Annotated in this window: 24 protein-coding genes and 2 tRNA genes; 11 read left to right on the top strand and 15 right to left on the bottom strand. The window is 33.8% G+C overall.

The genetic code is table 11. The annotated features are described in order from the left end of the window. Positions 1–39: 39 nt before the first annotated feature. The 3 genes from L323_RS31280 to L323_RS31290 form a co-directional block, all read right to left on the bottom strand. Positions 40–294 (bottom strand): DUF2508 family protein, encoded by a 255-nt coding sequence (locus tag L323_RS31280; protein WP_020815605.1) that lies wholly within the window; start codon positions 292–294, stop codon positions 40–42. A 79-nt stretch (positions 295–373) separates the two neighbouring features. After that, positions 374–910: a hypothetical protein gene (locus L323_RS31285; RefSeq protein ID WP_020815606.1), complete on the bottom strand. Its 537-nt coding sequence runs from the start codon at positions 908–910 to the stop codon at positions 374–376. 65 nt (positions 911–975) lie between these two features. Then, complete coding sequence (locus tag L323_RS31290) at positions 976–1,614, bottom strand: HAD-IA family hydrolase (protein WP_020815607.1); 639 nt, start codon at positions 1,612–1,614, stop codon at positions 976–978. A 228-nt stretch (positions 1,615–1,842) separates the two neighbouring features. On the opposite strand from L323_RS31290, the gene pssA reads away from it, so the two are divergent. Beyond that, positions 1,843–2,382 carry a CDP-diacylglycerol--serine O-phosphatidyltransferase gene (gene pssA / locus L323_RS31295; RefSeq protein WP_020815608.1) on the top strand — a complete coding sequence of 180 codons (540 nt, stop codon included), beginning with the start codon at positions 1,843–1,845 and terminating at the stop codon, positions 2,380–2,382. Between the two features lie 356 nt (positions 2,383–2,738). Here the strand turns inward: pssA and L323_RS31300 are convergent. The 12 genes from L323_RS31300 to dnaA all read right to left on the bottom strand — a co-directional run bounded on the left by L323_RS31300 (position 2,739) and on the right by dnaA (position 12,799). Then, positions 2,739–2,830 (bottom strand) — tRNA-Ser (locus tag L323_RS31300). A 40-nt stretch (positions 2,831–2,870) separates the two neighbouring features. Then, positions 2,871–2,961: transfer RNA gene (locus L323_RS31305), tRNA-Ser, on the bottom strand. Between the two features lie 113 nt (positions 2,962–3,074). After that, a complete protein-coding gene (locus L323_RS31310) occupies positions 3,075–3,836 on the bottom strand; it encodes a tetratricopeptide repeat protein (protein WP_020815610.1) in 762 nt (253 codons plus the stop codon). Positions 3,837–3,881: 45 nt separating this feature from the next. Further along, positions 3,882–4,412, bottom strand: coding sequence for a DUF4446 family protein (locus tag L323_RS31315; RefSeq protein WP_020815611.1), 531 nt, complete (start codon positions 4,410–4,412; stop codon positions 3,882–3,884). Positions 4,413–4,575: 163 nt separating this feature from the next. After that, the gene (locus tag L323_RS31320; protein WP_020815612.1) at positions 4,576–5,421 is read right to left on the bottom strand and encodes a ParB/RepB/Spo0J family partition protein; all 846 of its coding nucleotides are present in this window, start codon (positions 5,419–5,421) and stop codon (positions 4,576–4,578) included. Between the two features lie 5 nt (positions 5,422–5,426). Continuing rightward, the gene (locus L323_RS31325; RefSeq protein ID WP_020815613.1) at positions 5,427–6,200 is read right to left on the bottom strand and encodes a ParA family protein; all 774 of its coding nucleotides are present in this window, start codon (positions 6,198–6,200) and stop codon (positions 5,427–5,429) included. 255 nt (positions 6,201–6,455) lie between these two features. Then, the gene (gyrB, locus tag L323_RS31330; protein WP_020815614.1) at positions 6,456–8,384 is read right to left on the bottom strand and encodes a DNA topoisomerase (ATP-hydrolyzing) subunit B; all 1,929 of its coding nucleotides are present in this window, start codon (positions 8,382–8,384) and stop codon (positions 6,456–6,458) included. A 31-nt stretch (positions 8,385–8,415) separates the two neighbouring features. Next, complete coding sequence (gene remB, locus L323_RS31335) at positions 8,416–8,685, bottom strand: extracellular matrix regulator RemB (RefSeq protein WP_020815615.1); 270 nt, start codon at positions 8,683–8,685, stop codon at positions 8,416–8,418. A 68-nt stretch (positions 8,686–8,753) separates the two neighbouring features. Beyond that, complete coding sequence (gene recF, locus L323_RS31340) at positions 8,754–9,872, bottom strand: DNA replication/repair protein RecF (RefSeq protein WP_020815616.1); 1,119 nt, start codon at positions 9,870–9,872, stop codon at positions 8,754–8,756. A gap of 13 nt (positions 9,873–9,885) precedes the next feature. Next, positions 9,886–10,101, bottom strand: a complete 216-nt coding sequence (yaaA, locus tag L323_RS31345; protein ID WP_020815617.1) for a S4 domain-containing protein YaaA — start codon at positions 10,099–10,101, stop codon at positions 9,886–9,888. 27 nt (positions 10,102–10,128) lie between these two features. After that, entirely contained in the window at positions 10,129–11,229 is a 1,101-nt protein-coding gene (dnaN, locus tag L323_RS31350; RefSeq protein ID WP_020815618.1) for a DNA polymerase III subunit beta, read from the bottom strand. 247 nt (positions 11,230–11,476) lie between these two features. Continuing rightward, positions 11,477–12,799: a chromosomal replication initiator protein DnaA gene (gene dnaA, locus L323_RS31355; protein WP_020815619.1), complete on the bottom strand. Its 1,323-nt coding sequence runs from the start codon at positions 12,797–12,799 to the stop codon at positions 11,477–11,479. A 534-nt stretch (positions 12,800–13,333) separates the two neighbouring features. Here dnaA and rpmH point away from each other — a divergent pair. The 10 genes from rpmH to gyrA all read left to right on the top strand — a co-directional run bounded on the left by rpmH (position 13,334) and on the right by gyrA (position 23,582). After that, positions 13,334–13,468 (top strand): 50S ribosomal protein L34, encoded by a 135-nt coding sequence (rpmH, locus tag L323_RS31360; protein WP_004619013.1) that lies wholly within the window; start codon positions 13,334–13,336, stop codon positions 13,466–13,468. Between the two features lie 76 nt (positions 13,469–13,544). Beyond that, positions 13,545–13,913 (top strand): ribonuclease P protein component, encoded by a 369-nt coding sequence (gene rnpA / locus L323_RS31365; protein WP_020815620.1) that lies wholly within the window; start codon positions 13,545–13,547, stop codon positions 13,911–13,913. After that, the gene (gene yidD / locus L323_RS31370) at positions 13,892–14,107 is read left to right on the top strand and encodes a membrane protein insertion efficiency factor YidD (protein WP_020815621.1); all 216 of its coding nucleotides are present in this window, start codon (positions 13,892–13,894) and stop codon (positions 14,105–14,107) included. Before rnpA ends, yidD begins: the two co-directional genes overlap by 22 nt. 27 nt (positions 14,108–14,134) lie before the next feature. Then, positions 14,135–14,977: a YidC/Oxa1 family membrane protein insertase gene (locus tag L323_RS31375; RefSeq protein WP_020815622.1), complete on the top strand. Its 843-nt coding sequence runs from the start codon at positions 14,135–14,137 to the stop codon at positions 14,975–14,977. Beyond that, on the top strand, positions 14,977–15,609 hold the full coding sequence (gene jag / locus L323_RS31380; protein ID WP_020815623.1) for an RNA-binding cell elongation regulator Jag/EloR: 633 nt from the start codon (positions 14,977–14,979) through the stop codon (positions 15,607–15,609). The genes L323_RS31375 and jag overlap by 1 nt, the downstream gene beginning before the upstream one ends. A gap of 132 nt (positions 15,610–15,741) precedes the next feature. Beyond that, positions 15,742–17,124 (top strand): tRNA uridine-5-carboxymethylaminomethyl(34) synthesis GTPase MnmE, encoded by a 1,383-nt coding sequence (gene mnmE / locus L323_RS31385; protein WP_020815624.1) that lies wholly within the window; start codon positions 15,742–15,744, stop codon positions 17,122–17,124. A gap of 47 nt (positions 17,125–17,171) precedes the next feature. Next, positions 17,172–19,055 (top strand): tRNA uridine-5-carboxymethylaminomethyl(34) synthesis enzyme MnmG, encoded by a 1,884-nt coding sequence (mnmG, locus tag L323_RS31390; protein WP_020815625.1) that lies wholly within the window; start codon positions 17,172–17,174, stop codon positions 19,053–19,055. Between the two features lie 15 nt (positions 19,056–19,070). Then, positions 19,071–19,796 (top strand): 16S rRNA (guanine(527)-N(7))-methyltransferase RsmG, encoded by a 726-nt coding sequence (gene rsmG, locus L323_RS31395; protein WP_020815626.1) that lies wholly within the window; start codon positions 19,071–19,073, stop codon positions 19,794–19,796. A gap of 160 nt (positions 19,797–19,956) precedes the next feature. After that, positions 19,957–20,802, top strand: coding sequence for a nucleoid occlusion protein (noc, locus tag L323_RS31400; RefSeq protein ID WP_020815627.1), 846 nt, complete (start codon positions 19,957–19,959; stop codon positions 20,800–20,802). Positions 20,803–21,059: 257 nt separating this feature from the next. Beyond that, positions 21,060–23,582, top strand: coding sequence for a DNA gyrase subunit A (gyrA, locus tag L323_RS31405; protein WP_020815628.1), 2,523 nt, complete (start codon positions 21,060–21,062; stop codon positions 23,580–23,582). The last annotated feature ends 334 nt before the right edge of the window (positions 23,583–23,916 follow it).

Below are 23,916 nucleotides of genomic sequence, written 5' to 3' on the forward strand. Positions count from 1 at the left end.
ACATTATTCACTGAGGAATAATGTCCTTTTCAGGTCTAATTACAATTCATTAATGCCCATGGCTTTTGCCTTCTTTATCAGAAATTCAAACATTGTCTCATACGCTTTTATTTGGTATGTATAGTAGTCAACCATTAATGAATCATTAACATAGTCAAAATTTTTGTAGGCCTTTTGCAATTCACCTTTTACCTTTTCTATTTCTTTCAGGAGAATAACCCTCTCGCTGGCCAATGCTTTCGCTTCTGATGATTTTACAACATTGTTTAATGATTTATTAAGCGATATTTCCATAATTAAACTCCTTAATACATTATAGTATTATAATGATTGACCCATTATAATACTATTTATGCAAATCAGGAAATATTCGCTACTGATATTTTTCAACCATCAGAGCACCATTCTTTTTTAATATTTCCAGGATATCTTCAGAACGGTCTTCATCTGTCATCATACTAAAGAGAGCATTTCCGTTTGAAATCAATTTTTCAAATTCCTTTTTTTTATTTCTGGGAACTTTGAAATCAATGAATCCTCCTATTAACCCTCCTGCAAGCAAACCAACAAATAGCCCCCCTATAGGCCCTGCAGCTGCAACAAATCCCAAACCTTGAATAAACATACTTACCCCGCCTATAAGTATCCCTAAGATGCCCCCAATAATGCCTCCAGTGACTATACCATCAGAGATTCTTACACTTAAACTGCCGGGACTTACAAAAGGGTTGCTTTTTTTCCCTCTTGTTTCTATACTTCCGCCATCTGTCGGCTTATACCTGTTTATATTACTTCCTGTTTTGGTTATTATGGATATATTATCAGTTCTAAGCCCCTTTTCACGTATTTGATGCGCTGCTTTTTCAGCATTTTCATAATCTTCAAATATAGCTACTACCGTTTTAGCCAATAAAACCACTCCCGTATAATCAAGTAGTTTTATATTTTACTCAAACTGCTTTAGTTTATACAGATTTATACATATTTTAACAGATCAGCCGGGCATTCTATAAATAAATCCGGCTCAACCTTTTCAAGATCTGTTCTTTGACTGTAGGTCCACGCCACAGCAGCACTTCTGACTCCTGCATTTTTTGCACACAGTATATCTAACGGACTATCTCCTACGTATAAAACTTCATCCTTATCTTTAACGCCGGCTTTACTCATTGCAACGATCAATGGATCACCATCCGGTTTGTGTTTTTTTGAATCCTCGGATCCATTAACAAATATAAAAAATTGATCAAGATTAAATAGTTTTAATCCTCTGAGAGCCAATTCCCGTCTTTTTGAAGTTACAACCCCCATAACTATGCCTTTATCATACAGTATTTTTATTGTCTCAAAAATCCCGATAAAAACTCCAATACAGCTGTCATGTCTTTTATCGTTATAATCCCTGTAGGTCTTTGCAAGCTCCTCCTCATGTCCCGGATATAAATCTTTCAAATGATTTATTAAAGGCATACCAATATAGCTTATTGTCTCCTCCTCCGGACGTGTCTCACCAAAATGATGATTAAACGTGTAGTTAAAGGAATCCAGAATCAAAGGGACAGTATCAATAAGTGTTCCGTCAAGATCAAAAAAAATATACTTAAAATTATTCATTGTAATATATTATCCATCCTCTTTTAATATTATAGGCTAATGTTAATCATACTTATCAAACTTTAGTTCGTATAATAGGTTATGCATAATTAATTAGCTTGTTAATTTTTATGATATTAATTATAATCTATAATATATGTAAATCATATATACTTTAAGTTTATATATTTTAAGGATAGAAATTAACCGGTATAGCATAATAATTATTTAAAGTAGAGGGTGGATCATTTGAAAAACACGATAAAGCATTCTTTGCCTAACCTCCTAACATTTATAAATCTCTCGCTTGGAATTATTGCATTACTATTTGCGATAAAAAACGACATGATACAGGCATCCCTATTAGTTATGGTTGCTGCATTAACAGACAGATTTGACGGTAAGGTAGCTAGAATGTTGGATAGCACAAGTGAACTTGGTAAAGAATTAGATTCGCTTTCAGACTTAATCTCCTTTGGTGTAGCACCAATAATAATTGCCTGGAAGATAAGTTTCTTTGATTTAACAATATTTGGGTATTTACTTGCAGTGTTGTTTCCTATTGCAGGTGCGTACAGACTGGCACGTTACAATGTAACTACATTTAACAATGTATTTTCAGGGGTTCCGATAACTATTGCAGGTGCATTTTTATCCATAGTTAATTTGTATAACAGTTATTCAATTGAACACCATAACTATAGTAATATTAACACTATAGTAACTGCGATAATTATTGTTTTACTTTCCTACCTTATGATTAGTAAAATCCAGATTAAAAAAAGATAATCTCTTTTAAAGAACCATGATTTGTTTATAATCATGGTTCTTTTTTATTCACATTTTATATGAAAAATACTTTGTTTTATCCACAAATTATTATATTAATGTTAATAACCTGTAAAAATATCATCAAATCTGTGAATTAATTATTCTGGGACTTAGTTTCCTTGCATACAACATAAGGAGAGCAATAAATATGGTGGGAGTTAAAAAGTTAATTGCAGCAATGTTGGGAGGCATTTCATACTTTCCCCCCAAAAAAACAAAAAAAGACGCCGTTTATATATTTATTTCAAAACGACGTCCATTTTTACTATAAAACGCTAAAAAGCCTGATATAATCAGGCTTTTCATACAAATTATGGCGGAGAAGAAGGGATTCGAACCCTTGCTCCAGTTGCCCAGACTAACGGTTTAGCAAACCGTCCCCTTCGACCTACTTGGGTACTTCTCCATTAAACTTGAGCTGGCTTTTAAGCCAGCTCATATTTATTTGGCGGAGAGAGTGAGATTCGAACTCACGGTAGGCTCACACCTACGCCGGTTTTCAAGACCGGTGCCTTAAACCAACTCGACCATCTCTCCATGTTGGTTTTGTTAAGCGACGTGTTTAATTTTACAATGATTTTTTACTTTTGTCAACACCTTACTTTATAATAAACCATAACTTTTAAAAGTAATTTATTCCACTGTCTATTTTACATCATCTTTTCCAAAAGATTTCTCATATTTCTGGCAAATTCACTTGTAGGACAATTAATTTGAAAGTCATTTATTATCCTTTTTGCATCATTATAATTTGAGCTCTTATAATATGATGTGGCTAAATAATAGTATGCGTCATCAATATAATATTCATTCTTATTTGAGAAATCAATTGCACGGTTTAAATTTATTATAGCCCCTGCATAGTTTTTATTTTTATAATTCTTGTAGCCATCTCTATAAAGCTGCAATGAAGCTTTTCCATAACACTTTCCAATCAAATCATTATAGGTGTTTAACCCCTGTGGACTTAAATATTCAATCTTAACATCATATTTAAGGGTAACGGCGGAATTTACATAATCTTTCTGATTAAAGTACTCCAGTGCCTTAACAAGCGCATCTGTTGCACTTACCGTACTATTATATTTAGACTCCATATCAGTTGTTTTGGAGCTCTGTGTAGCAATTTCCTGCTCAGATTCAACCAGTTTATTCCTTAGTGATTCTAATTCCTTATTTAGTCTTTCATTTTCCTTTAAAGCTGATTTTAAGTCTGTTACAGCTGTAAGTTTTGCTTTTTCCTGTGAAGAAAGTTTATTCTGATAGTCGCTGATATTATTCTGGAACTTCACCTGACTGTATGCTGTTAATAAAAGTATAATAAATGCACCTGTAAATAAAATTACAGCATACATCCATATCTGTTTTTTTTCATTTTTATTATCTTTATTGCTATGAAAATGAATATTCATGTTAAAAGGCCTCCATTTACTACCGGAAACATTAATTGTAATTAGTTAATCCACATAACTTCTTTCAATATTTGTTTTCTTTGCTATATCAATAGCTTGTATCTCTTCTGCCGATAAAGTATATTTTGATTTTCCGGATACAACCGGTTTGGAATAAGTTGAAGAACTTTCTCTTGCATATATTCCACTTATAACTACACCTGAATCGTTATTATCTAAAAGAGCAATAGCAAAACTTAAATCACTACCAACATTATCAAATGCATTAAACCTAACTATTCCGACCTTTTGTATACATTGAAGGAGTCTTCTTTCTATATTATTAATCTGCAGTTCAATTTCTCTATTTTTGCTACTTACAGAATTTGTAGTATTTAAACATGTTTCCAAAAGTTCTTCAATATTTCTGTCACTTAACCCATTCATAAACTTTCTATATTTAATTTTGAGCTTGTTGGTCTTCTTTATATTTGCTATGAGCATAAAGCAATTAATTATTATTAAAATAAAACAAATCCCAAAAAGCACTAATATCTCAAATTGCATATTCAATATATTTGTCAAAAAGTCACTCATCTTAACCTGCTCCCTTGTAAATTCACTCCATGTAGTTAATTATCTTTAAAATTTTCTTTTTTAAGCTTTATTTCCATTTTAACGCGTTTCTTTTTTGAGGAATACAATATCATTATGTTGCTTAAAAAAATGGCTTAAAATCGATTTTAAAAGCTCACTTTTTTTAAGTCTTATAAAAAAAATCAAGTAACCTTTCCAATTCATCATTGGAATAGTATTCAATTGTAATTTTACCTTTATTGTTTTTTGATTGTAATTTAACCTTTGTACCCAAAATATTTTTCAATTTGTTTTCAACATCAATTAATTCAGGGTTACTTACCTCTGTTTTTTTTCTACCTTTATTATCTCCTTTACAGAGCTTCTTTACATAATTCTCAGTTTCTCTTACACTTAATTTATTTTCTATTATAAATTCAGCAGCTTTTTGCTGTAAATCTTTATCCTGAATAATAACTAATGTTCTTGCATGTCCGCTGGTCAACTCACCGCTAATAATAAATTTTCTGACCTCATTTGTCAATCCCAACAATCTCAAAGAATTTGCTATAGATGGCCTGCTCTTTCCGATGGTCGCAGCAATTTGCTCCTGAGTTAAATTATACTCATCCATTAAATGAAGAAAGGCTTCGGCTTCTTCAATTGGATTCAGATCTTCCCTTTGAAGATTTTCAATAAGTGCAACTTCCATAGTCTGTTTATCGGAAAAATTCTTTACAATTACAGGTACGTCGGCCAAACCCGCTAATTTGGCTGCTCTCCATCTTCTTTCACCTGCAATAATTGTATATGCATTATCCTCTTTTTTTACAATAATAGGTTGAATTATTCCATGTTGCTTAATAGATTCAGCAAGCTGTAACAACTTTTCGTCATCAAAATTTTTACGTGGTTGTCCACTATTAGGCTCCAATTCATTTATTCTTAGTTGTAGAATACCTGAATCTTCTCCTAATGATTCATTTGAGATTAATGCCCCAAGTCCTTTGCCCAGACCTTTTTTTATCATATGTTCTATACCACCTCTTCAGCATACTCAATAACTTCTTCCGCCAAATCTATATAACATTCAGCACCCTTTGACTTGGCATCATACAAAATAATAGGAAGACCAAAACTTGGTGCCTCGCTTAATCTAACGTTTCTTGGAATTATTGTCCTGTACACCTTATTACTAAAATACTTTTTGACCTCTTCAACGACTTGTATTGACAGATTAGTACGTGCATCAAACATTGTTAAAACAACACCTTCAACATCCAACTGGGGATTTAAGTGTCTTTGAACAAGTTTTACAGTATTCATTAGTTGACTTAATCCTTCCAATGCATAATATTCACATTGTATTGGAACTAAAATTGTATCGGAAGCAGTGAGGGAATTTAAAGTAAGAAGTCCCAGGGAAGGAGGACAATCAATTATAATAAAATCAAATTCCTTGCGTATGTAATATAATGCTGATTTAAGCCTATTTTCTCTTGAAATCATTGATACAAGTTCAACTTCTGCTCCGGCAAGCTGTATATTTGACGGACATATCATTAGGCTATCAATACATGTCTGTAATAGCGTATTTTCAATAGGTTCATCATTAATAATAACATCATAAACTGAATGTGTTATGCTTTTTTTGTCAACTCCAAGTCCGCTTGTTGTATTTCCTTGGGGGTCTATGTCAATAACTAAAACTTTTTTCCCCTTGTATGCCAGACATGAACTTAAATTTACCGCTGTTGTTGTTTTTCCTACTCCACCCTTTTGATTAGCAATGGCTATTATTTTTGCCAAAAATACCTCACTCCTTATTGAGCATTATTTACCATATAACTAACAGAACACCTTAACAGGTGTCCTTTTGCTCTCTAATTGAAAATTATATCATATGACATATGATATTACAAAGAATATAATTTATTTGTAAAATGTTTCACGTGAAACATTTTACAAATTTCCTTGATTTAATATTTTTTGTTTCACGTGAAACATTTAGTCTTTAAAAAACAAAAAAAAGGAGTGAAACTCCTTTTTATAGTATTAAAATAATTAAATATCTAAATATGTTACATCCTTTGCATGCAAATGAATATATTCTTTTCTAGGCTCAACCTTCTCTCCCATAAACATACTGAATACTTCATCAGCTGATATAGCATCCTGAACATCAACCTTTATAATAGTACGCGTTTCAGGATCCATTGTAGTCTCCCACAATTGATCAGGATTCATTTCTCCAAGACCTTTGAATCTCTGTATATTAACATTGGGATCATCTTTTCTCCATCCATGCTCTTCAAAAATTTTATTTACCTGTCTGTCATCATACGCGTAAAACTCTTCTTTTCCCTTATAAACCTTGAACAAAGGAGGCATTGCAATATAGACATGACCCTGTTCAACTAGTGGTCTCATATATCTGAAGAAAAATGTTAACAGCAACATTCGGATATGAGAACCATCAACATCCGCATCAGCCATAATTATAATCTTGTCATACCTTAATTTTGATGTATCAAATTCATCTCCTATACCTGCTCCAAGAGCAATAATAACAGGAGCTAATTTTTCATTATCAAAAACCTTATCCAATCTTGACTTTTCAACATTAAGCATTTTACCCCAAAGAGGAAGTATAGCCTGTATTCTTCTATCTCTCCCCTGTTTTGCAGAACCTCCCGCAGAATCACCCTCAACAATAAATATTTCTGTCTTTGTTGGGTCCTTTTCGGAACAGTCAGCTAGTTTACCTGGAAGGGTACTGGAATCCATAGCACTCTTTCTTCTGGTTAATTCCCTTGCTTTTCTGGCTGCTTCTCTTGCTCTGGCCGCTGTAAGACTTTTATCAAGAATTATTTTTGAGATTGAAGGATTCTCTTCTAAAAATATGTTTAATTTATCACTTACAACGTTTTCAACAAGTGTTCTTATTTCACTATTTCCCAGTTTTGTTTTAGTCTGCCCTTCAAACTGAGGCTCAGGAAGTTTCACACTTATTACGGCTGTAAGACCTTCTCTTACGTCTTCTCCTGATAAGTTCTTGTCGTTTTCTTTAATAATATTGAATTTTCTGGCATAATCATTTAATACCTTAGTTATAGCAGTCCTAAACCCGGTTAAATGTGTTCCTCCTTCAGTTGTTGCAATATTATTTGCATAACTAAATACTGTCTCATTGTAATTATCATTATATTGCATTGCAACTTCAACAATATTTGCATCTCTGATTCCTTCAAAGTATATTACTTTGTCGTGCAAAGGTTCTTTTGTTTTATTAAGATACTCAACAAAAGAAATAATTCCACCTTCATAATGAAGGTTTTTCTCAATTATTTCATCAGGACGTTGGTCAATAAGCTTTATCTTGATACCTCTATTTAAAAATGCCATTTCTCTATATCTGGTTATCATAGCATCAAAATCAAAAACAATATCTTCAAAAATTTCCGGATCTGGCTTAAAGGTAGTTATTGTCCCGCTTTCTTCAGTTTCGCCCATTATTTCAACAGTGGTAACAGGCTTTCCTCGGGAATATTTCTGTCTGTAAATATGCCCTTCTCTTTTTACTTCTACCTCCATACTTTCCGATAATGCATTAACAACAGAGGCACCTACACCATGAAGTCCCCCTGAAACACTATATGCACCACTTCCGAACTTTCCTCCGGCATGAAGTATTGTATGTACTACTTCAAGAGTTGGGATACCCATTTTAGGATGTATACCAACAGGAATACCACTTCCATTGTCAGTTACAGTAATGGAGTTATCTTTGTGAACAATTACTTCAATTGTATCACATCTTCCGGCAAGTGCTTCATCAACACTATTCGCAACTATTTCATAAACTAGATGATGCAACCCTCTGCTTGAGGTACTTCCTATATACATTCCAGGTCTCTTACGTACAGCCTCCAAGCCTTCCAGCACCTGAATCTGACTCTCATCATAAGATGAAGTATTGTTAAAATCATTCATAGTATCTTGTATACTTCCTTTCAACAATCAATTAAATATTTGATATTTCAGTTATATATTTTGATCTCTTTTGCAATGTAACTGATGATATCGGAGATAAATATATCTTACTTTTTTTATCAGTCTCGGTAATAATAAATGATTTTGGTAAATCCGCCGATATACTAATTACAAAACCTTCTTCTTCCGCAACTTTAAGAAATTCTCTTGTATCTTTAGAAATAGTAGTCGTATCTATATCCATAATAGCTATTACATTTTTTATAGGAATAACAACATCTCCGCCTATATGCAAAAACATACTTTAAATCCTCCATAAATCTCTAAACCCAATTTTACATTATTAACTTATTTATTGCAAATTATCGTTTATAAACTACTCTCAATATTTCCTCCGACAATTTTAAAAAAATTACTATTGCCGGATAATATATTCTCAAAATGTTCTGTACTTGTGCATGTAATAAAAGTTTGTACTTCCTTTATGCTTTCCATAAGATATTTTTGCCTATTGTTATCTAATTCAGACATAACATCATCTAAAAGTAATACCGGATATTGGTTTGTCTCTTTCTTTACTAATTCAATCTCCGCAATTTTTAATGATAGTACTGCAGACCTTTGCTGACCCTGTGAGCCATATAATTTAAGGCTTTTACCGTTAACCATAATATCATAATCATCTCTATGTGGGCCTATTGTAGTATAACCAAGTATTATGTCTCGAGAAAGACTCTTTTCCAGACTTTTTATGTATAGATTCTGAATCTGTTTTTTGTCATCTTGTTCAGTAGTCTGAAAACTGCATTTATAATCAAATGAAATTTTTTCACTTTTATCAGTAAGATAATTATGTTGACTTTCTGCCAGGCTCGAAAGCATTTTTGAAAAAGTCCTTCTTGCAGTGATAATTGACGCCGCGACCTCGGCAAGCCTAATATTCCAGATATCAACAGTATCCATTAATTTAGGGTTACTGTTGATATTTTTAAGAAGTGTATTTCTTTGTTTCAGAATCTTTGTTAGTTGTTGCAGATTGTAAAAATAAGAAGGTTTGATTTGACTAAGTGTTATATCAACAAACCTTCTTCTTTCAGTAGGTCCCTGTTTTACTATAAATAAATCTTCTGGGGAAAACAATACAGCATAGAGATTTCCCATAAGTGCACCGATTTTTTTAATTGGTATTTCATTTATTTTTATTTGTTTCTTTTGGTTTTCATAATACTTGATTTCAATATCTTTGTCTAAATTGCCGGCATTAAAAATATGAGCATTAATACAGAATTTATCACAACCGAATTTTATTAATTCAGAATCTTTCGATGTTCTGTGTGAACGTCCGGAAGCACATAAATAAATGGCTTCAAGGATGTTTGTTTTCCCTTGGCCATTATCACCATAAATAATATTAAAACGATCAGAAAATACAATTCTTGTATTTGTATGGTTTCTATAATTCTCTAAAACCAAGCTTTTGACAATCAATGCATTACCTCATTCAGCCATTTTGAATTATTTTGTATTGTTTTTGATCGAATTCTACAATATCACCGTTTCTGAGCTTTTTTCCACGTTGAAATTCAACATTACCATTAACCTTGACAAAGCCGTCGATTATAAAGCCCTTAGCCATGGCACCATTATCGCATACACCAACCCATTTTAAAAATTGATCAAGCTTAATAAACTCAGTATTTATTCCTACGTCTTCCATAAAGCCTCCAAACATTTCGTTGTGTATTTAAATTCTTACAGCTTGTATCAGATATGCAAAATCATCATTGCTTTCAATCAGCGGCCTTAAAGTACAAGGTGCATTTGTAGTAATAAAATATACAGATGCTCTCTCTTCATCAATTGCCTTTAATGCATCAATCAAAAAAGCAGGATTATATCCTATCTCCAGAGTATTTCCTTCTATCTCGGCTTTAACCTCTTCACGGACATTTCCGAGATCAGCATTTGATGTAATTACAATTTTATCATTGCCTATAAATAGCTTTACCGGACTGTTTTTGTCATTCATCGAAATAAGTGAAGCTCTTTCCAGGCTTGACTGAAATTCTTTTATATTAATAATAACTTTTGTTTCAAAATCTTTGTTAAGCAAACTGTTATAATTTAAAAATTTACCTTCAATGAGCCGAGAAACAATTCTCCACGATTTAGCATCAAATACAACCTGATTATTGGAACTGTAAACAGCAACCTCATCATCAGTTGCCTGAAGGATTTTTGAAATTTCATTTAAAGTTTTTCCAGGTATTATAACACTAAAATCATTTATATCATTTTCTAAGATTTTTCTTCTTAAAGCTAGTCTAAATCCGTCTATTGATACAATAACCAATTCTTTATCTTTTACTTCAATCAGTGATCCGGTCAACACAGGTCTGTTTTCATCCGAACCGACTGCGAATACGGTTTGTCTGATCATATCCTTTAAATCACCTTGTGTCAATGATAACACATTCTCTTTTTCCACAACAGGGAGTGAAGGGTAACCTGATGGATTTATTCCTTTTATCTCAAAATGTGAATTTTCACATTCAACAACTACCAGATTATTTACTGTAACTTCAATAAGAACTTCTGAATCAGGTAATCTTCTTACAATATCCCCAAATATCTTAGAATTTATAACAATAGAACCGGTACTTCTTATATCAGCTTCAACATAGCATTCAATACCAATTTCTAAATCATTACCAGTTAACTTAAATTTATCCTCAGCATTCAGTAGAATTCCTTCAAGTATTGGTAAAGTAGTCTTGGTTGATACGGCTTTTTGAACTATATTAATCCCGTTGAGTAAATTTTCTTTAGAGCATATAACTTTCATCTAGGTGCCTCCGTTTTTTAAATATAATTAAAATATAAAAATAGTAATAATAGTAGTAGGGGGTGTTAAATCTGTGTATAACTTGTCTGATTTAGTTATATCAACAGCTTGCTGGTGTTAATAAAATGTTGACCAATCGAGACTTTTTTTCAACAAAACATTAAGTTTATCCAAAACGATAAGTTATACACAGATTTTGATCACCAAATCAACATAAACTGTGTATAACTTTCATCAAATTTTAGATTTAACCCCCAGTTATATTTTTCTTTATATCCTCTACTGTTCTTCTTAATTCCGCACTATTTTCAAGATCATGATGAATCTTTTCGCATGCGTGTATAACAGTCGTATGATCACGGCCACCAAACTCATCTCCAATTTTGGGTAGAGACATATCTGTCATTTCACGACAGAGGTGCATTGCAATTTGACGAGGAAAAGAAACGTCCCTGGATCTCTTTTTTGATTTAAGTTCATCCGTTTTTAGGTGAAAGTATCTGGATACCGCTTCTTGTATGGTTTTAGAATTTATAATAACTGCTTTACTGTTGTTTAGCATATCTTTAAGAGCTTCCACCGCCATATCAACATTTATGATATTTTCGGTTAAAGTTGAATATGCTATAACTCTATTTAAAGCGCCTTCAAGTTCACGTATATTGGAACCGACCTTATCCGCAATAAAAACCATAACGTCATCAGGTACATCCAAATTTTCCAGTTGTGCTTTTTTTCTAAGAATAGCGATTCTGGTTTCCAGATCAGGCGGAGCAATATCAGCTATTAATCCCCACTCAAATCTGGATCTAAGCCTGTCCTCAAGAGTAGGAATTTCCTTTGGAGGCTTATCACTTGATATGATTATTTGTTTATTAGCTTCGTAAAGAGCATTAAAAGTATGGAAAAATTCTTCTTCAGTTCTTTCTTTACCGCCTATAAACTGAATATCATCAATAAGTAAAACATCTATATTTCTGTACTTGTATCTAAATTCTTCATTTTTATCATCTCTAATTGCATTTATTAATTCATTCGTAAATTTCTCTGAAGAAACATATAAAACTTTTAGTGCAGGATTTTGACCCAAAACAAAATGGCCTATTGCGTGCATTAAATGTGTTTTACCCAGCCCAACTCCTCCATAAAGAAAAAGAGGGTTATATGCTTTTGCTGGTGCTTCCGCAACGGCTAACGACGCTGCATGAGCAAATCTGTTTCCATTTCCTATAACAAATGTATCAAATGTATATTTAGGATTTAAAAATGACATATTTGTGTCTTCATTGTATTCCTGAGCTGCGGTCTTTACAGGTGCTTGTGAAGGTATAGCAAAATAAATATTATATTCTCTGTGACTTATTTGCCTTAATGCATTTTTTATTAGATATGAATATCTTGATTCAAGGATACCTTTATTAAAATCAGCAGGTACTCCTAAAGTAACTGTATTAGAATCAATAGATATTGGCTCTATAGTTAAAATCCAGGTATTAAAACTGATTTCAGTCATTTCACCTTTTAATAATTCCAATGTACGGTTCCAAATTTCATTAAGTTGCACGTTCATGTCCCTTCGCCCACCTTGGTTATACATATTAATAATAAAAAATGTGCATGATATCGAATAAAAATAAGCGCATTAATTGCCAAAAACGCTACTAGTTAAAAAGCTTGTACAAGTTTTATCATGAGTGAGAAATACAAAAAATAGTTTGTTACATTAAAGTTAAAAGTTATTAACAACCAGGCAGATTAAAAACACACAGGTTATCAACAAGTATTAATAAATATATCAGAGTTTTGTGGAAAATTCAATAAGAAAAACGAGAGATATCCACAAAAATATATTTTAAGAGGATATATATCCACAGGTTTATGTGTAAATATTATATATTAGTAACAACATGTTGAAAAAATACATTTTGTCAGTACCATATATAGTTCTGAAAATTTATAAAAAAATAATTGAAAAATTATTCTAACAATAAGGCTTTGAATAAGCCTTGACAGGTTGAAATATCATAATATATAATAGGTCTGGTGTCTTTAAAAGAAAACACTCAACTGTTTATATAAACAAAGATGGATCGGGGGTGTACCAATGTTAAGAACATATCAACCTAAAAAAAGACATGCGAAGAAGGAACATGGATTCAGAAAAAGAATGAGTACTTCTAACGGCAGAAAAGTATTAAGAAGACGCAGATTAAAAGGAAGAAAGGTTCTTTCAGCGTAAGACCGCATATTTGTGGTCTTTTTCTTTAAAACTTGCTATTCTTCGTACGAACTAATATTTGTAAAGGCAGTATTTTATGAAAAAGACTGTAACACTAAAAAAGAATTACGAGTTTGCAAGAGTTTTTAATAAAGGATCGTTTTATGTTGGAAGGTATATAACTGTTTATATCCTTCCAAATAAACAATCCTTTAATAGAATTGGAATATCAGTTTCTAAAAAGGCAGGAAAGGCAGTTATCAGAAATAGAAAAAAGAGATTAATCAGAGAAAGTTATCGGTATTTTGAAGATTATATTCCCAATGGGTACGACATTGTAATTGCAGCAAGGTCTGGTGAAAGTGTTCCTACGTATGGAGCTTTGTTAAAGGAATTCAAGTACCTGCTTAAAAAGTTGCAGATATTTGATCAGGAGAAATATAAGTGTTTAAAAGAATATTTATAGCATTAATCAGATTTTACCAGAAATTTTTATCGCCACTTAAAATGAGGCCCACATGCAGATTTTACCCTACGTGTTCACAATATGCAATTGAGGCTGTAACTAAATATGGTTGTATAAAAGGATCATATCTGGCATTAAAACGAATATTAAAGTGTCATCCCTTTCATCCTGGAGGGTTTGACCCTGTTAAATAGATACTAATTGTAATATAGGAGATAAACATGTTCGACATAATAATAAGGCCGCTTGGTCAATTCCTTTATTGGATTTATAACACCATTGCTTTTGAAAATTACGGTCTGGCACTGATAATTTTTACAATAATAGTTAGATCTGCAATGATTCCATTAACTTTAAAACAGTACAAGTCATCTGCTGAGATGCAAAAGGTTCAGCCTTTACTTCAGGAAATTCAAAGAAAATATGCAAATGATAAAGCAAAGCTTAACGAGGAAATGATGAAGCTTTATCAGGAGCATAAAATAAATCCAGCAGGCGGTTGTCTCCCTTTGCTTATACAAATGCCTATACTGTTATCATTATGGCAGGCTATTACAAAACCACTCAAATATATGTTAGGTTTTACTGCCACTCAGTTAAACAGTCTGGCAGTAGAATCAAAGATACCGATTAACAGTGCATACTCAGAAATTAATACAATAACACACTTTATAAGTAGCGGTCAGGGTTCTAAGGTTGGAAACTTAAATATGTTTTTCCCGAGCCATGGTTTTGGTATAAATTTAGGAGACATTCCTACATGGCATTTTAACAAGATTATTAGCGAGCCTAAATATGCAGTTCTTTTGCTATTACCGATAATAGCAACCCTTACCACATATCTGTCAGTTCGTATGTCAATGCCTAAGGCAACAACAGATAAGGCTGCAAACCCAATGGGAAATAGCATGATGTATGTTTCTCCTATAATGACCTTACTATTTTCTTTCCAATTCCCTGCAGGTCTTGCTCTATATTGGATTACAGGTAACGTGTTTGCTATTGTTCAGCAATACTATGTAAATAAGTATGTCCTTAAAAAAAAGGAGGAAGTGAGTAAATAATGGCTTACAGTATTGAAAAAAAAGGTAAAACAGTTCAGGAAGCTATATCTGCTGCACTCGAAGAATTACAGTTAACACAAGATGATGTTGATGTTGAAGTTATAGAAGAGGGCAACAAAGGTATTTTTGGTATAATAGGTTCTAAAGTTGCCAGAATACGAGTGACAGTTAAAGAAAAAGAAGAGAAGAACAGGTGTGACATAGCATCAGATTTTTTGTACACAATACTTAATAATATGGGTGTCGAGGCTGATATCAATGTTAGCGAAGATGAGGAAAGCATAGTTGTTGATATTAATGGAGATAATATTGGAATAATTATCGGTCGCAGAGGGGAAACAATGGATTCCCTGCAATATCTTACAAGTCTGGTTGTTAATAAAGAATATGAAGATTATAAAAGAGTAATACTAAACGTTGAAAATTACAGACAGAAAAGAGAAGAAACCCTTGTTAAGCTCGCTAACAGACTCGCTGATAAAGTAGTTAAATACAAAAAACCTATTACTCTGGAGCCAATGAATCCTTATGAGAGAAGAATAATACATTCGTCTCTTCAAGGTCATAAGTATGTTGAAACATACAGCACAGGTGAAGAACCAAAGAGAAAGGTAGTTATTACTCTGAAATAACTATATTGCTTACATTAAAAACACATACTAAGAAATAAATATGCATATCAGATGGTTCAGGGTCATACCTTGAACCATTTTGTGCGTTGGAAAGGCATTAAAAATCTGCACCAATTAAAAGAGGTAATTATTATGCACAATGAAGATACGATAGCAGCACTGTCTACTCCATATGGAACTGGTGGAATCGGCGTTATTCGAATAAGCGGAGAAAAAGCATTTGGCACAGCAGCTAAAATATTTAAAACTTCAAAAGCAATGGAGGAAATTCAATCACATACAGTAACATACGGGAAAATTGTTGATGAGGAATCAAAAGATATTGTAGATGAGGTATTACTACTGAAAATGTGTAAGCCAAATACCTTTACTAGGGAAGATGTTATAGAAATACATTGTCATGGTGGAATTGTCGTAATAAACCGCGTATTGGAATTGATTTTCAAAAATGGGGTAAGGCCTGCTGAGCCCGGAGAATTCACTAAACGTGCTTTTTTAAACGGCAGAATAGATTTGTCACAGGCAGAAGCTATAATAGACCTTATTAACTCAAAGACCGTTGAAAGTTCAAAGGCTGCAGTAAGCCATCTGGAAGGAAGATTGTCCTCTCGATTAAAAAGTATCAGAGAAACTTTAGTAGGATTACTAGCTCATATTGAGGTAACTGTTGATTATCCGGAGCACGATATAGAAGAAATAACGGGAGAAAAAGTATTAGAAAATCTTATAAATATAAAAGATGAGCTTCACACTCTGGCAGGAACTTTTGAGAGAGGCAAGATATTAAGAGAAGGATTAAATATAGTAATTGCAGGAAAGCCAAATGTGGGTAAGTCCTCTTTGTTAAACCAACTGTCAGGAAGTATAAAGGCAATTGTAACCGATATTCCGGGGACAACAAGAGATATTATAGAGGAGTACGTAAATATCAAGGGAATTCCGGCAAAGATTACTGATACAGCCGGTATAAGGAGTACCCAAGATATAGTTGAAAAAATAGGAGTAAACAAGGCTTATGAGGCTGTTGAACACGCTGATCTGACGATAGTAGTTCTTTCTGCGGAAACAGGTATAGAAGAAGAAGATATTAAAATTTTAAGTTTAATAAAAAATAAAAAAGCTCTTATTTTAATAAACAAGACAGATTTAGTGGATAACAATCAAATTATTGAAATAAAAAAACAGTTAGAAGAATATGACACTGTTTTAAATGCATCAGTTATAAATGCCCGAGGAATAGAGGAATTGGAAACAACGATAGCGGAATTATTTATCAAAGGAAGAATATCGGGTAATGATGAGGTTCTGTTAACAAATTCCAGACACAAGTACCTTGTGGACAGAGCTATTGAGGATATCCAACAGGCATTGAATTCCTTTAATACAGGAATGCCCCTGGATATGGTAACCATTGATATAAAAAGCTGTGCTGACAACATAGGACAGATTACTGGGGAATCAATTGACGAAGCTGTAATGCATGATATATTCAGTCGTTTTTGCATTGGAAAATAATATTACGTAAGAAAATTACAGATTATATATAGAAAGGAAGAATCCTTATGGATTATTTCGCTGGAAGTTATGATATAGCTGTTATCGGTGCAGGACATGCCGGGTGTGAGGCAGCACTGGCAGCAGCAAGGCTTGGTTGCAGCACTATAGTATTTTCGATTAACCTTGACAGTATTGCAAATATGCCTTGCAATCCAAGTATAGGAGGAACAGCAAAGGGCCATCTGGTAAGGGAAATAGATGCTTTAGGCGGACAGATGGGAAAAACAACGGATAAGACGTTTATTCAGTCAAAAATACTAAATTCCTCAAAAGGCCCTGCAGTATATTCCTTGCGAGCTCAAGTTGACCGAAGACAATATCAGATGGAAATGAAGCATATTCTTGAAACTCAGGAAAACCTCGATATTAGGCAGGCAGAAGTTATAGAGGTACTTACTGATGAAACAGGGACCAGTGTTACAGGAGTAAAAACCCATACCGGAGCTATATTTCAGTGTAAGGCAATAGTTCTTACAACAGGAACATACCTCCAAGGGAAAATTTTTATAGGTGACGTAAGTTACAGTGGAGGGCCGGATGGATTGTTTCCTGCAAACAGATTGTCAGAAAGCTTGCAGAACATTGGTATAGACCTTCTGAGATTTAAGACGGGTACTCCTGCCAGATTAAATAAAAGAAGTCTGGACTTTTCGAAAATGTCAGAACAACCCGGAGATGATATAATTGTTCCATTTTCATTTGAAACAGAAAAAATAGAAAAGGATCAGGTTCCGTGTTGGCTCACGTATACAAATACTGATACTCATGAGGTAATTAAAAAGAACATTCATCGGTCACCATTATATAGTGGAAATATTACAGGTATTGGCCCTAGGTATTGCCCGTCAATAGAAGACAAGGTAGTAAGATTTTCTGATAAGGAACATCATCAGGTCTTTGTCGAACCTATGGGAATAGACACGGAAGAAATGTATCTGCAGGGAATGTCTAGCAGTCTTCCGGAGGATGTACAGGTAGAGTTTATGAGAACTATTCCCGGTCTTGAAAATGTAAAGGTAATGAGAAGTGCTTATGCAATAGAATATGACGGAATAGATGCTACACAATTAAAATTATCATTAGAGTATAAAAATATAGACGGATTGTTTTCAGCCGGGCAAATAAATGGAAGTTCAGGATATGAAGAAGCCGCTGCTCAGGGAATTGTTGCGGGAATAAATGCAGCAATGAAGGTCCAAAACAGAGATCCATTGATATTGGACAGATCTCAGGCATATATAGGCGTACTTATTGATGACCTTGTTACAAAGGGTACAAAGGAACCGTATAGAATGATGACATCCAGAGCAGAGTACAGGCTTCTGCTTAGGCAGGACAATGCCGACCTGAGACTGACGACCATAGGTAGGGAAATAGGATTGATTAGTGAAGAACGCTATAAAAATTTTATTGAGAAGAAGGAAATGATAGAGATAGAGATAGAAAGACTCAAAAACACCTATTTACCACCAAGCGAAGCTGTTCTTAAATATCTTGAAAGCAGAAACAGCACCGCAATAAAAAGTGGAATACAGGTAACAGAACTACTTAGGAGACCTGAAATAAGTTATGAAAGTCTTTCAGAGGTTTGTGAGCTTCCTGACCTTCCAAGAGCTGTACGTGAACAGGTTGAAGTTGCCGTAAAGTATGAAGGTTATATCAAAAGGCAAATGCAGCAGGTGGAACAGTATAAAAAGCTTGAAGGCAGAAAGATACCACAGAATATTGATTATAACCAGATACAGGGATTAAGGCTTGAGGCAAGGCAAAAACTTTCACAAATAAGGCCTGACTCCATAGGTCAGGCCTCCAGAATAACAGGGGTATCTCCTGCTGATATTTCAGTATTACTTATATATCTTGAGCAGGTTAACAGAAAGAAAAATTAGTAACCGGAGGAATTTATGGCACTTGATAATGAATTAAAGGAACTGCTAATCAAAGGTTTGACACACTATAAATCAGAAATATCGGATACTCAGGTAGAACAATTTGAAAAATATATGGAACTTCTTAAAGAATGGAATAAGAAAATAAATCTGACTGCAATAGAGGATGACAGGGAAATAGTAATAAAGCATTTTATTGATTCAATCAGTATAGTTCCTTATATAAATAATGAAAATATAAAGATCATAGATGTAGGTACCGGTGCAGGTTTTCCTGGAATTCCTCTTAAAATAGTGAACCCCAAAAATGATATTACATTGCTTGATTCTTTAGATAAGAGAATAAAGTTTCTAAACGAGGTAATAAATTCAGTAAATATTACCCACATATCAGCAATTCATGGTAGAGCAGAGGACTTTGGTACTAATCCTGTATACAGAGAAAAGTATGATATTGCTGTCGCAAGGGCAGTATCAAATCTTCCGGTTTTACTCGAATATTGTCTGCCATTTATAAAAATAAACGGGATATTTATCGCAATGAAAGGAAGTAACACTGAGGAGTTTGATAATTGCAATAAGGCTCTCGACATTTTAGGTGGTAAAATTGAGAAAATAGAAAAAATGGAATTACCATTCACAAATATAGAAAGAAATGTCGTCGTGGTAAGAAAGTTTAGACAGACCCCGACAAAATATCCAAGGAAAGCAGGGAAACCTTCGAAAGAACCGTTGATATAAGAAGTATTATCTATTATTAACTGCTTTTTTATCGAACGATTTTTGATTGGTAATAAAGGAAAAGAAGGTTTGCAATAGAAATATCCTTTGTAAGTAATTTACAACATATAGTAGATTACTAATTTAAATTATTAAATAATATACAAAGGATGGTGCCGTTATGTTGGAAAGTAAAATTCAGTTTACAAAGCAGGAAAAGAAGGAAGACCAGAAAAATATTACTTATGTTGGTATAGACCACATCAGACCAAATCCATACCAACCAAGGAAACAATTTAATAAAATGGCTCTTGAAGAACTGTGCGATTCAATTAAACAATATGGTGTTTTACAACCAATAAACGTTAGAAGACTTTCCCATGGCACATATGAGCTTGTAGCAGGTGAAAGGAGACTTAGGGCTGCTACTATGGCGGGATTACAGGAGATTCCGGCAATAATTATTAATGTCGACGATAATGATTCTGCTGTGATGGCACTTATAGAAAATTTGCAAAGGGAAGACCTTAGCTATATGGAAGAGGCTGAGGGTTATAGTAATCTAATAAATGAGCATGGTTTTACCCAGGAAGAGCTTGCCCAAAAGATTGGGAAAAGTCAATCTACAATAGCAAATAAAATAAGACTGTTAAAACTGTCTCCATTGATTAAAAAAATACTTTCTGACAATAATTTGACTGAAAGACATGCAAGAGCATTACTAAAGCTCCATGATGAACAGCTACAACTAAAAGTTCTGAGACTTGTCTGTGAGAGAGGCCTGAATGTTAAGAAAACCGAAGAACTAGTTGAGAGGGCTATAGATAAATACTCAAAAAATATTAAACAAAGAACATCTGAGAAGAAAATGACAAAAGCAATAAAGGATGTAAGAATATTTGTTAATACTATAAAACAGGCGATAGATATAATGAGACAATCAGGTGTTAATGCAAAGGCTGCGCAGATTGACAGAGGGGAATACATAGAATTTGTGGTACGAGTTCCTAAGAACAATATGGCTTGATATACATAAAATAGGAGTTATATAAAACATAATTTAGGAAACTGGGCCGGGGGTGTCCAGTTTTTTATGTATAAAAACAAGCTTTCACTAAGTTTTCCCAGAATTAAAGTTGTATTCTATATGTAATAAAATGGCAATACTAAATATTGTATTTGAATATAACAGGTATACAAAAAAGTGGACAGTAAGTTAAAAGTTTATTACAATATACAGTGGATAAGATTGTTTTTATAAAAGGAAAAGAGGTAAAAAGTTAGATGGCAGATGAAATAAGGGAGCAAAAAATTATTCCCATAGACATTGAATCTGAAATGAAAAAATCGTTTATAGATTATGCTATGAGTGTAATAATAGACAGAGCACTGCCTGATGTTCGAGATGGATTGAAACCAGTACACAGGCGTATACTTTACACCATGTTTACTTCAGGTTTTACTCCGGACAAGCCATACAGAAAATCTGTTGCAACCGTAGGTGAGGCTCTGAAGAGTTTTCATCCTCATGGTGATGCCGCTGTTTACGATAGTCTTGTACGTATGGCACAGGATTTTTCATTGAGACATCCATTAGTTGACGGACATGGGAACTTTGGTTCAAGAGATGGCGATGCTGCAGCTGCGATGAGGTATACGGAGGCAAAGCTGGCCAAGATATCAATGGAAATGCTTGCTGATATTAACAAAGATACAGTTGATTTTAAGCCAAACTTCGATGAACATGAAGTTGAACCGGTTGTTTTGCCAGCTAGGTTTCCTAATCTATTGGTTAACGGTTCATCAGGTATTGCTGTTGGTATGGCCACCAATATACCCCCACACAATTTAGGTGAGACAATAGATGGTATATGTGCGGTTTTAGATAATCCAGAGATAACTATTGATGAATTAATGAAATACATCAAAGGGCCGGATTTTCCAACTGCTGCTAAAATAATAGGTAAAAGAGGAATAAGAGACGCATTCAAAACCGGGAGAGGAAAGCTTACTGTACGATCTGAAGCAACTATAGAAGAAATTCACGGAAACAGGCATAGGATTGTTGTTACCGAGATTCCTTACATGGTAAATAAGGCAAGGCTAGTAGAAAAAATTGCAGATCTTGTTAAGGATAAAAAAATAGATGGAATATCATTTATTCAGGATGAATCCGGCAGAGAAGAGCCTGTAAGAATAGTTATTGATTTAAAACGTGATGCCAATCCGAATGTAGTGCTGAATCAACTATACAAAAATACACAGCTTCAGGAAAGCTTCAGCGTAAATATGGTCGCTATAGTACCGACTGAAGACAAAATGTATGAGCCAAGGACTTTGAATTTAAAACAGGTAATTGATTATTACATAGCTCATCAAGAGGATGTAATCAGACGAAGAACAAAGTTCGAACTTGATAAAGCCGAAGCTAGGGCACACATATTGGAAGGCTTAAAAATAGCACTGGATAATCTGGATGAAGTTATAAGAATTATACGTAATTCAAAAACAGAATCCGTTGCAAAAGAAAAGCTGTCAGAGAGATTTGGTTTTAGTGATAAACAATCCCAAGCTATTGTAGATATGAGATTGGGACGTTTGACCGGTTTAGAAAGAGAGAAACTGGAAAGTGAGTATAACGAACTACTTGAAAAGATAAAATACTACAAAGATGTACTTGCGAATGAAATTCTCGTTCATCAAATAATAAAGGATGAACTTTCAGTTATTAAGAACAAATATGCTGATGAGAGAAGAACCAAGATTGAAATTGACGAAGATGAAATAGACATTGAAGACCTTATCCAAGAGCAGGAAAGTGTTATCACTATGACTCATTTCGGATATATAAAGAGATTGCCTGCCGACACATATAAAAGCCAAAGGCGCGGCGGTAAGGGAATAATAGGTCTGAGTACAAGGGAAGAGGATTTTGTAAAAAACCTGTTTGTAACTTCGACACATCACTTTATTATGTTCTTTACCAATAAGGGAAGAGTGTATAGGTTAAAGGCATACGAGATACCTGAGTCTGGACGACAGGCAAAGGGCACTGCAATAGTAAACCTACTGCAGCTAAATGGAGATGAGAAGGTTACCACTGTTATTCCTATACAGGAGTATAAGGAAGGATTATACCTGGTAATGGCAACTAAAAACGGCCTTGTAAAGAAAACTGATCTGATGGAGTATGATAATATCAGAAAAGGTGGGCTTGCAGCCGTTAGTTTAAGGGAAAATGACGAACTTATAGATGTTAAGCTTACAGATGGTAATCAGGATATAATACTTTCAACGGTGAATGGTATGGCAATCAGATTTAATGAAACTGATGCAAGACCTATAGGTAGAGTATCACAAGGTGTAAAGGGTATAGAACTTGATAAAGACGACTTTGTAATCGGTATGGAAGTATGCACCGATAACACCACACTATTAGTTGTAACTGAGAATGGCTTTGGCAAGAGAACTGAACTTGATGAATACAAAGTCCAAACAAGAGGTGGAAAGGGAGTCTTAACCTATAGAATTACTGAAAAAACCGGAAAATCAATAGGTATGTTATTGGTATCTGAAGAAGATGACATAATGTTGATAAGTTCAGACGGAAGTATAATCAGAATGAAGGTTAGCGAGATAAGTATTCTGGGTAGGGCAACACAAGGTGTTACACTTATGAGAATGAGTGAAGGAAACAATGTAGTGAGTGTAGCAAGGATGGTAAATGAGGAAAGTGAAGAAAGTGAAGAAGGCGAGGAAAGTGAAGCAAACGAAGAATCAGTAGATGCTGAACTTACCGAAGAATAAAAATTAACTGAATAAGCATACAAAAGGGCTTGCTCAAGTATTGAATATTACTGAGTGAGCTTTTTTTGTATTATATATTAAGGAATATGGATTAATTAGCAAGATAACAATAGTATATACAAGCATTATAATAGTAGATTAAAACAATCACCGAATATTGGTTCTCGGTTACTTTGTAAAAAGTATGGACAGGTGTTACAATAAGCAAGTTGTTTGAGCAGTCACACCAAATTTAGTAACAACCTAAAAAGTTATTTTAGAAAAAGTGTTGACAAATATATTTTACTTATGGTATTATATATAAGCTGTCTCGTGAGATGGCAACAGCAATTAA

Origin of the sequence: Ruminiclostridium papyrosolvens C7 (assembly GCF_000421965.1) — a bacterium.
In the GTDB taxonomy this organism is placed as follows: domain Bacteria; phylum Bacillota; class Clostridia; order Acetivibrionales; family DSM-1351; genus Ruminiclostridium; species Ruminiclostridium papyrosolvens_A.

Bases quoted from the DNA above. Each gene is read 5' to 3' on its own strand.
- noc (WP_020815627.1), top strand. From the start codon at position 19,957: ATGTTGGAAAGTAAAATTCAGTTTACAAAGCAGGAAAAGAAGGAAGAC.
- gyrA (WP_020815628.1), top strand. From the start codon at position 21,060: ATGGCAGATGAAATAAGGGAGCAAAAAATTATTCCCATAGACATTGAA.
- dnaA (WP_020815619.1), bottom strand. From the start codon at position 12,799: ATGAACGTGCAACTTAATGAAATTTGGAACCGTACATTGGAATTATTA.
- remB (WP_020815615.1), bottom strand. From the start codon at position 8,685: ATGTTTTTGCATATAGGCGGAGATGTTGTTATTCCTATAAAAAATGTA.
- mnmE (WP_020815624.1), top strand. From the start codon at position 15,742: ATGCACAATGAAGATACGATAGCAGCACTGTCTACTCCATATGGAACT.
- rnpA (WP_020815620.1), top strand. From the start codon at position 13,545: ATGAAAAAGACTGTAACACTAAAAAAGAATTACGAGTTTGCAAGAGTT.
- L323_RS31310 (WP_020815610.1), bottom strand. From the start codon at position 3,836: ATGAATATTCATTTTCATAGCAATAAAGATAATAAAAATGAAAAAAAA.
- rpmH (WP_004619013.1), top strand. From the start codon at position 13,334: ATGTTAAGAACATATCAACCTAAAAAAAGACATGCGAAGAAGGAACAT.
- gyrB (WP_020815614.1), bottom strand. From the start codon at position 8,384: ATGAATGATTTTAACAATACTTCATCTTATGATGAGAGTCAGATTCAG.
- L323_RS31280 (WP_020815605.1), bottom strand. From the start codon at position 294: ATGGAAATATCGCTTAATAAATCATTAAACAATGTTGTAAAATCATCA.
- rsmG (WP_020815626.1), top strand. From the start codon at position 19,071: ATGGCACTTGATAATGAATTAAAGGAACTGCTAATCAAAGGTTTGACA.
- L323_RS31315 (WP_020815611.1), bottom strand. From the start codon at position 4,412: ATGAGTGACTTTTTGACAAATATATTGAATATGCAATTTGAGATATTA.
- L323_RS31290 (WP_020815607.1), bottom strand. From the start codon at position 1,614: ATGAATAATTTTAAGTATATTTTTTTTGATCTTGACGGAACACTTATT.
- mnmG (WP_020815625.1), top strand. From the start codon at position 17,172: ATGGATTATTTCGCTGGAAGTTATGATATAGCTGTTATCGGTGCAGGA.
- jag (WP_020815623.1), top strand. From the start codon at position 14,977: ATGGCTTACAGTATTGAAAAAAAAGGTAAAACAGTTCAGGAAGCTATA.
- dnaN (WP_020815618.1), bottom strand. From the start codon at position 11,229: ATGAAAGTTATATGCTCTAAAGAAAATTTACTCAACGGGATTAATATA.
- L323_RS31320 (WP_020815612.1), bottom strand. From the start codon at position 5,421: ATGATAAAAAAAGGTCTGGGCAAAGGACTTGGGGCATTAATCTCAAAT.
- yaaA (WP_020815617.1), bottom strand. From the start codon at position 10,101: ATGGAAGACGTAGGAATAAATACTGAGTTTATTAAGCTTGATCAATTT.
- L323_RS31375 (WP_020815622.1), top strand. From the start codon at position 14,135: ATGTTCGACATAATAATAAGGCCGCTTGGTCAATTCCTTTATTGGATT.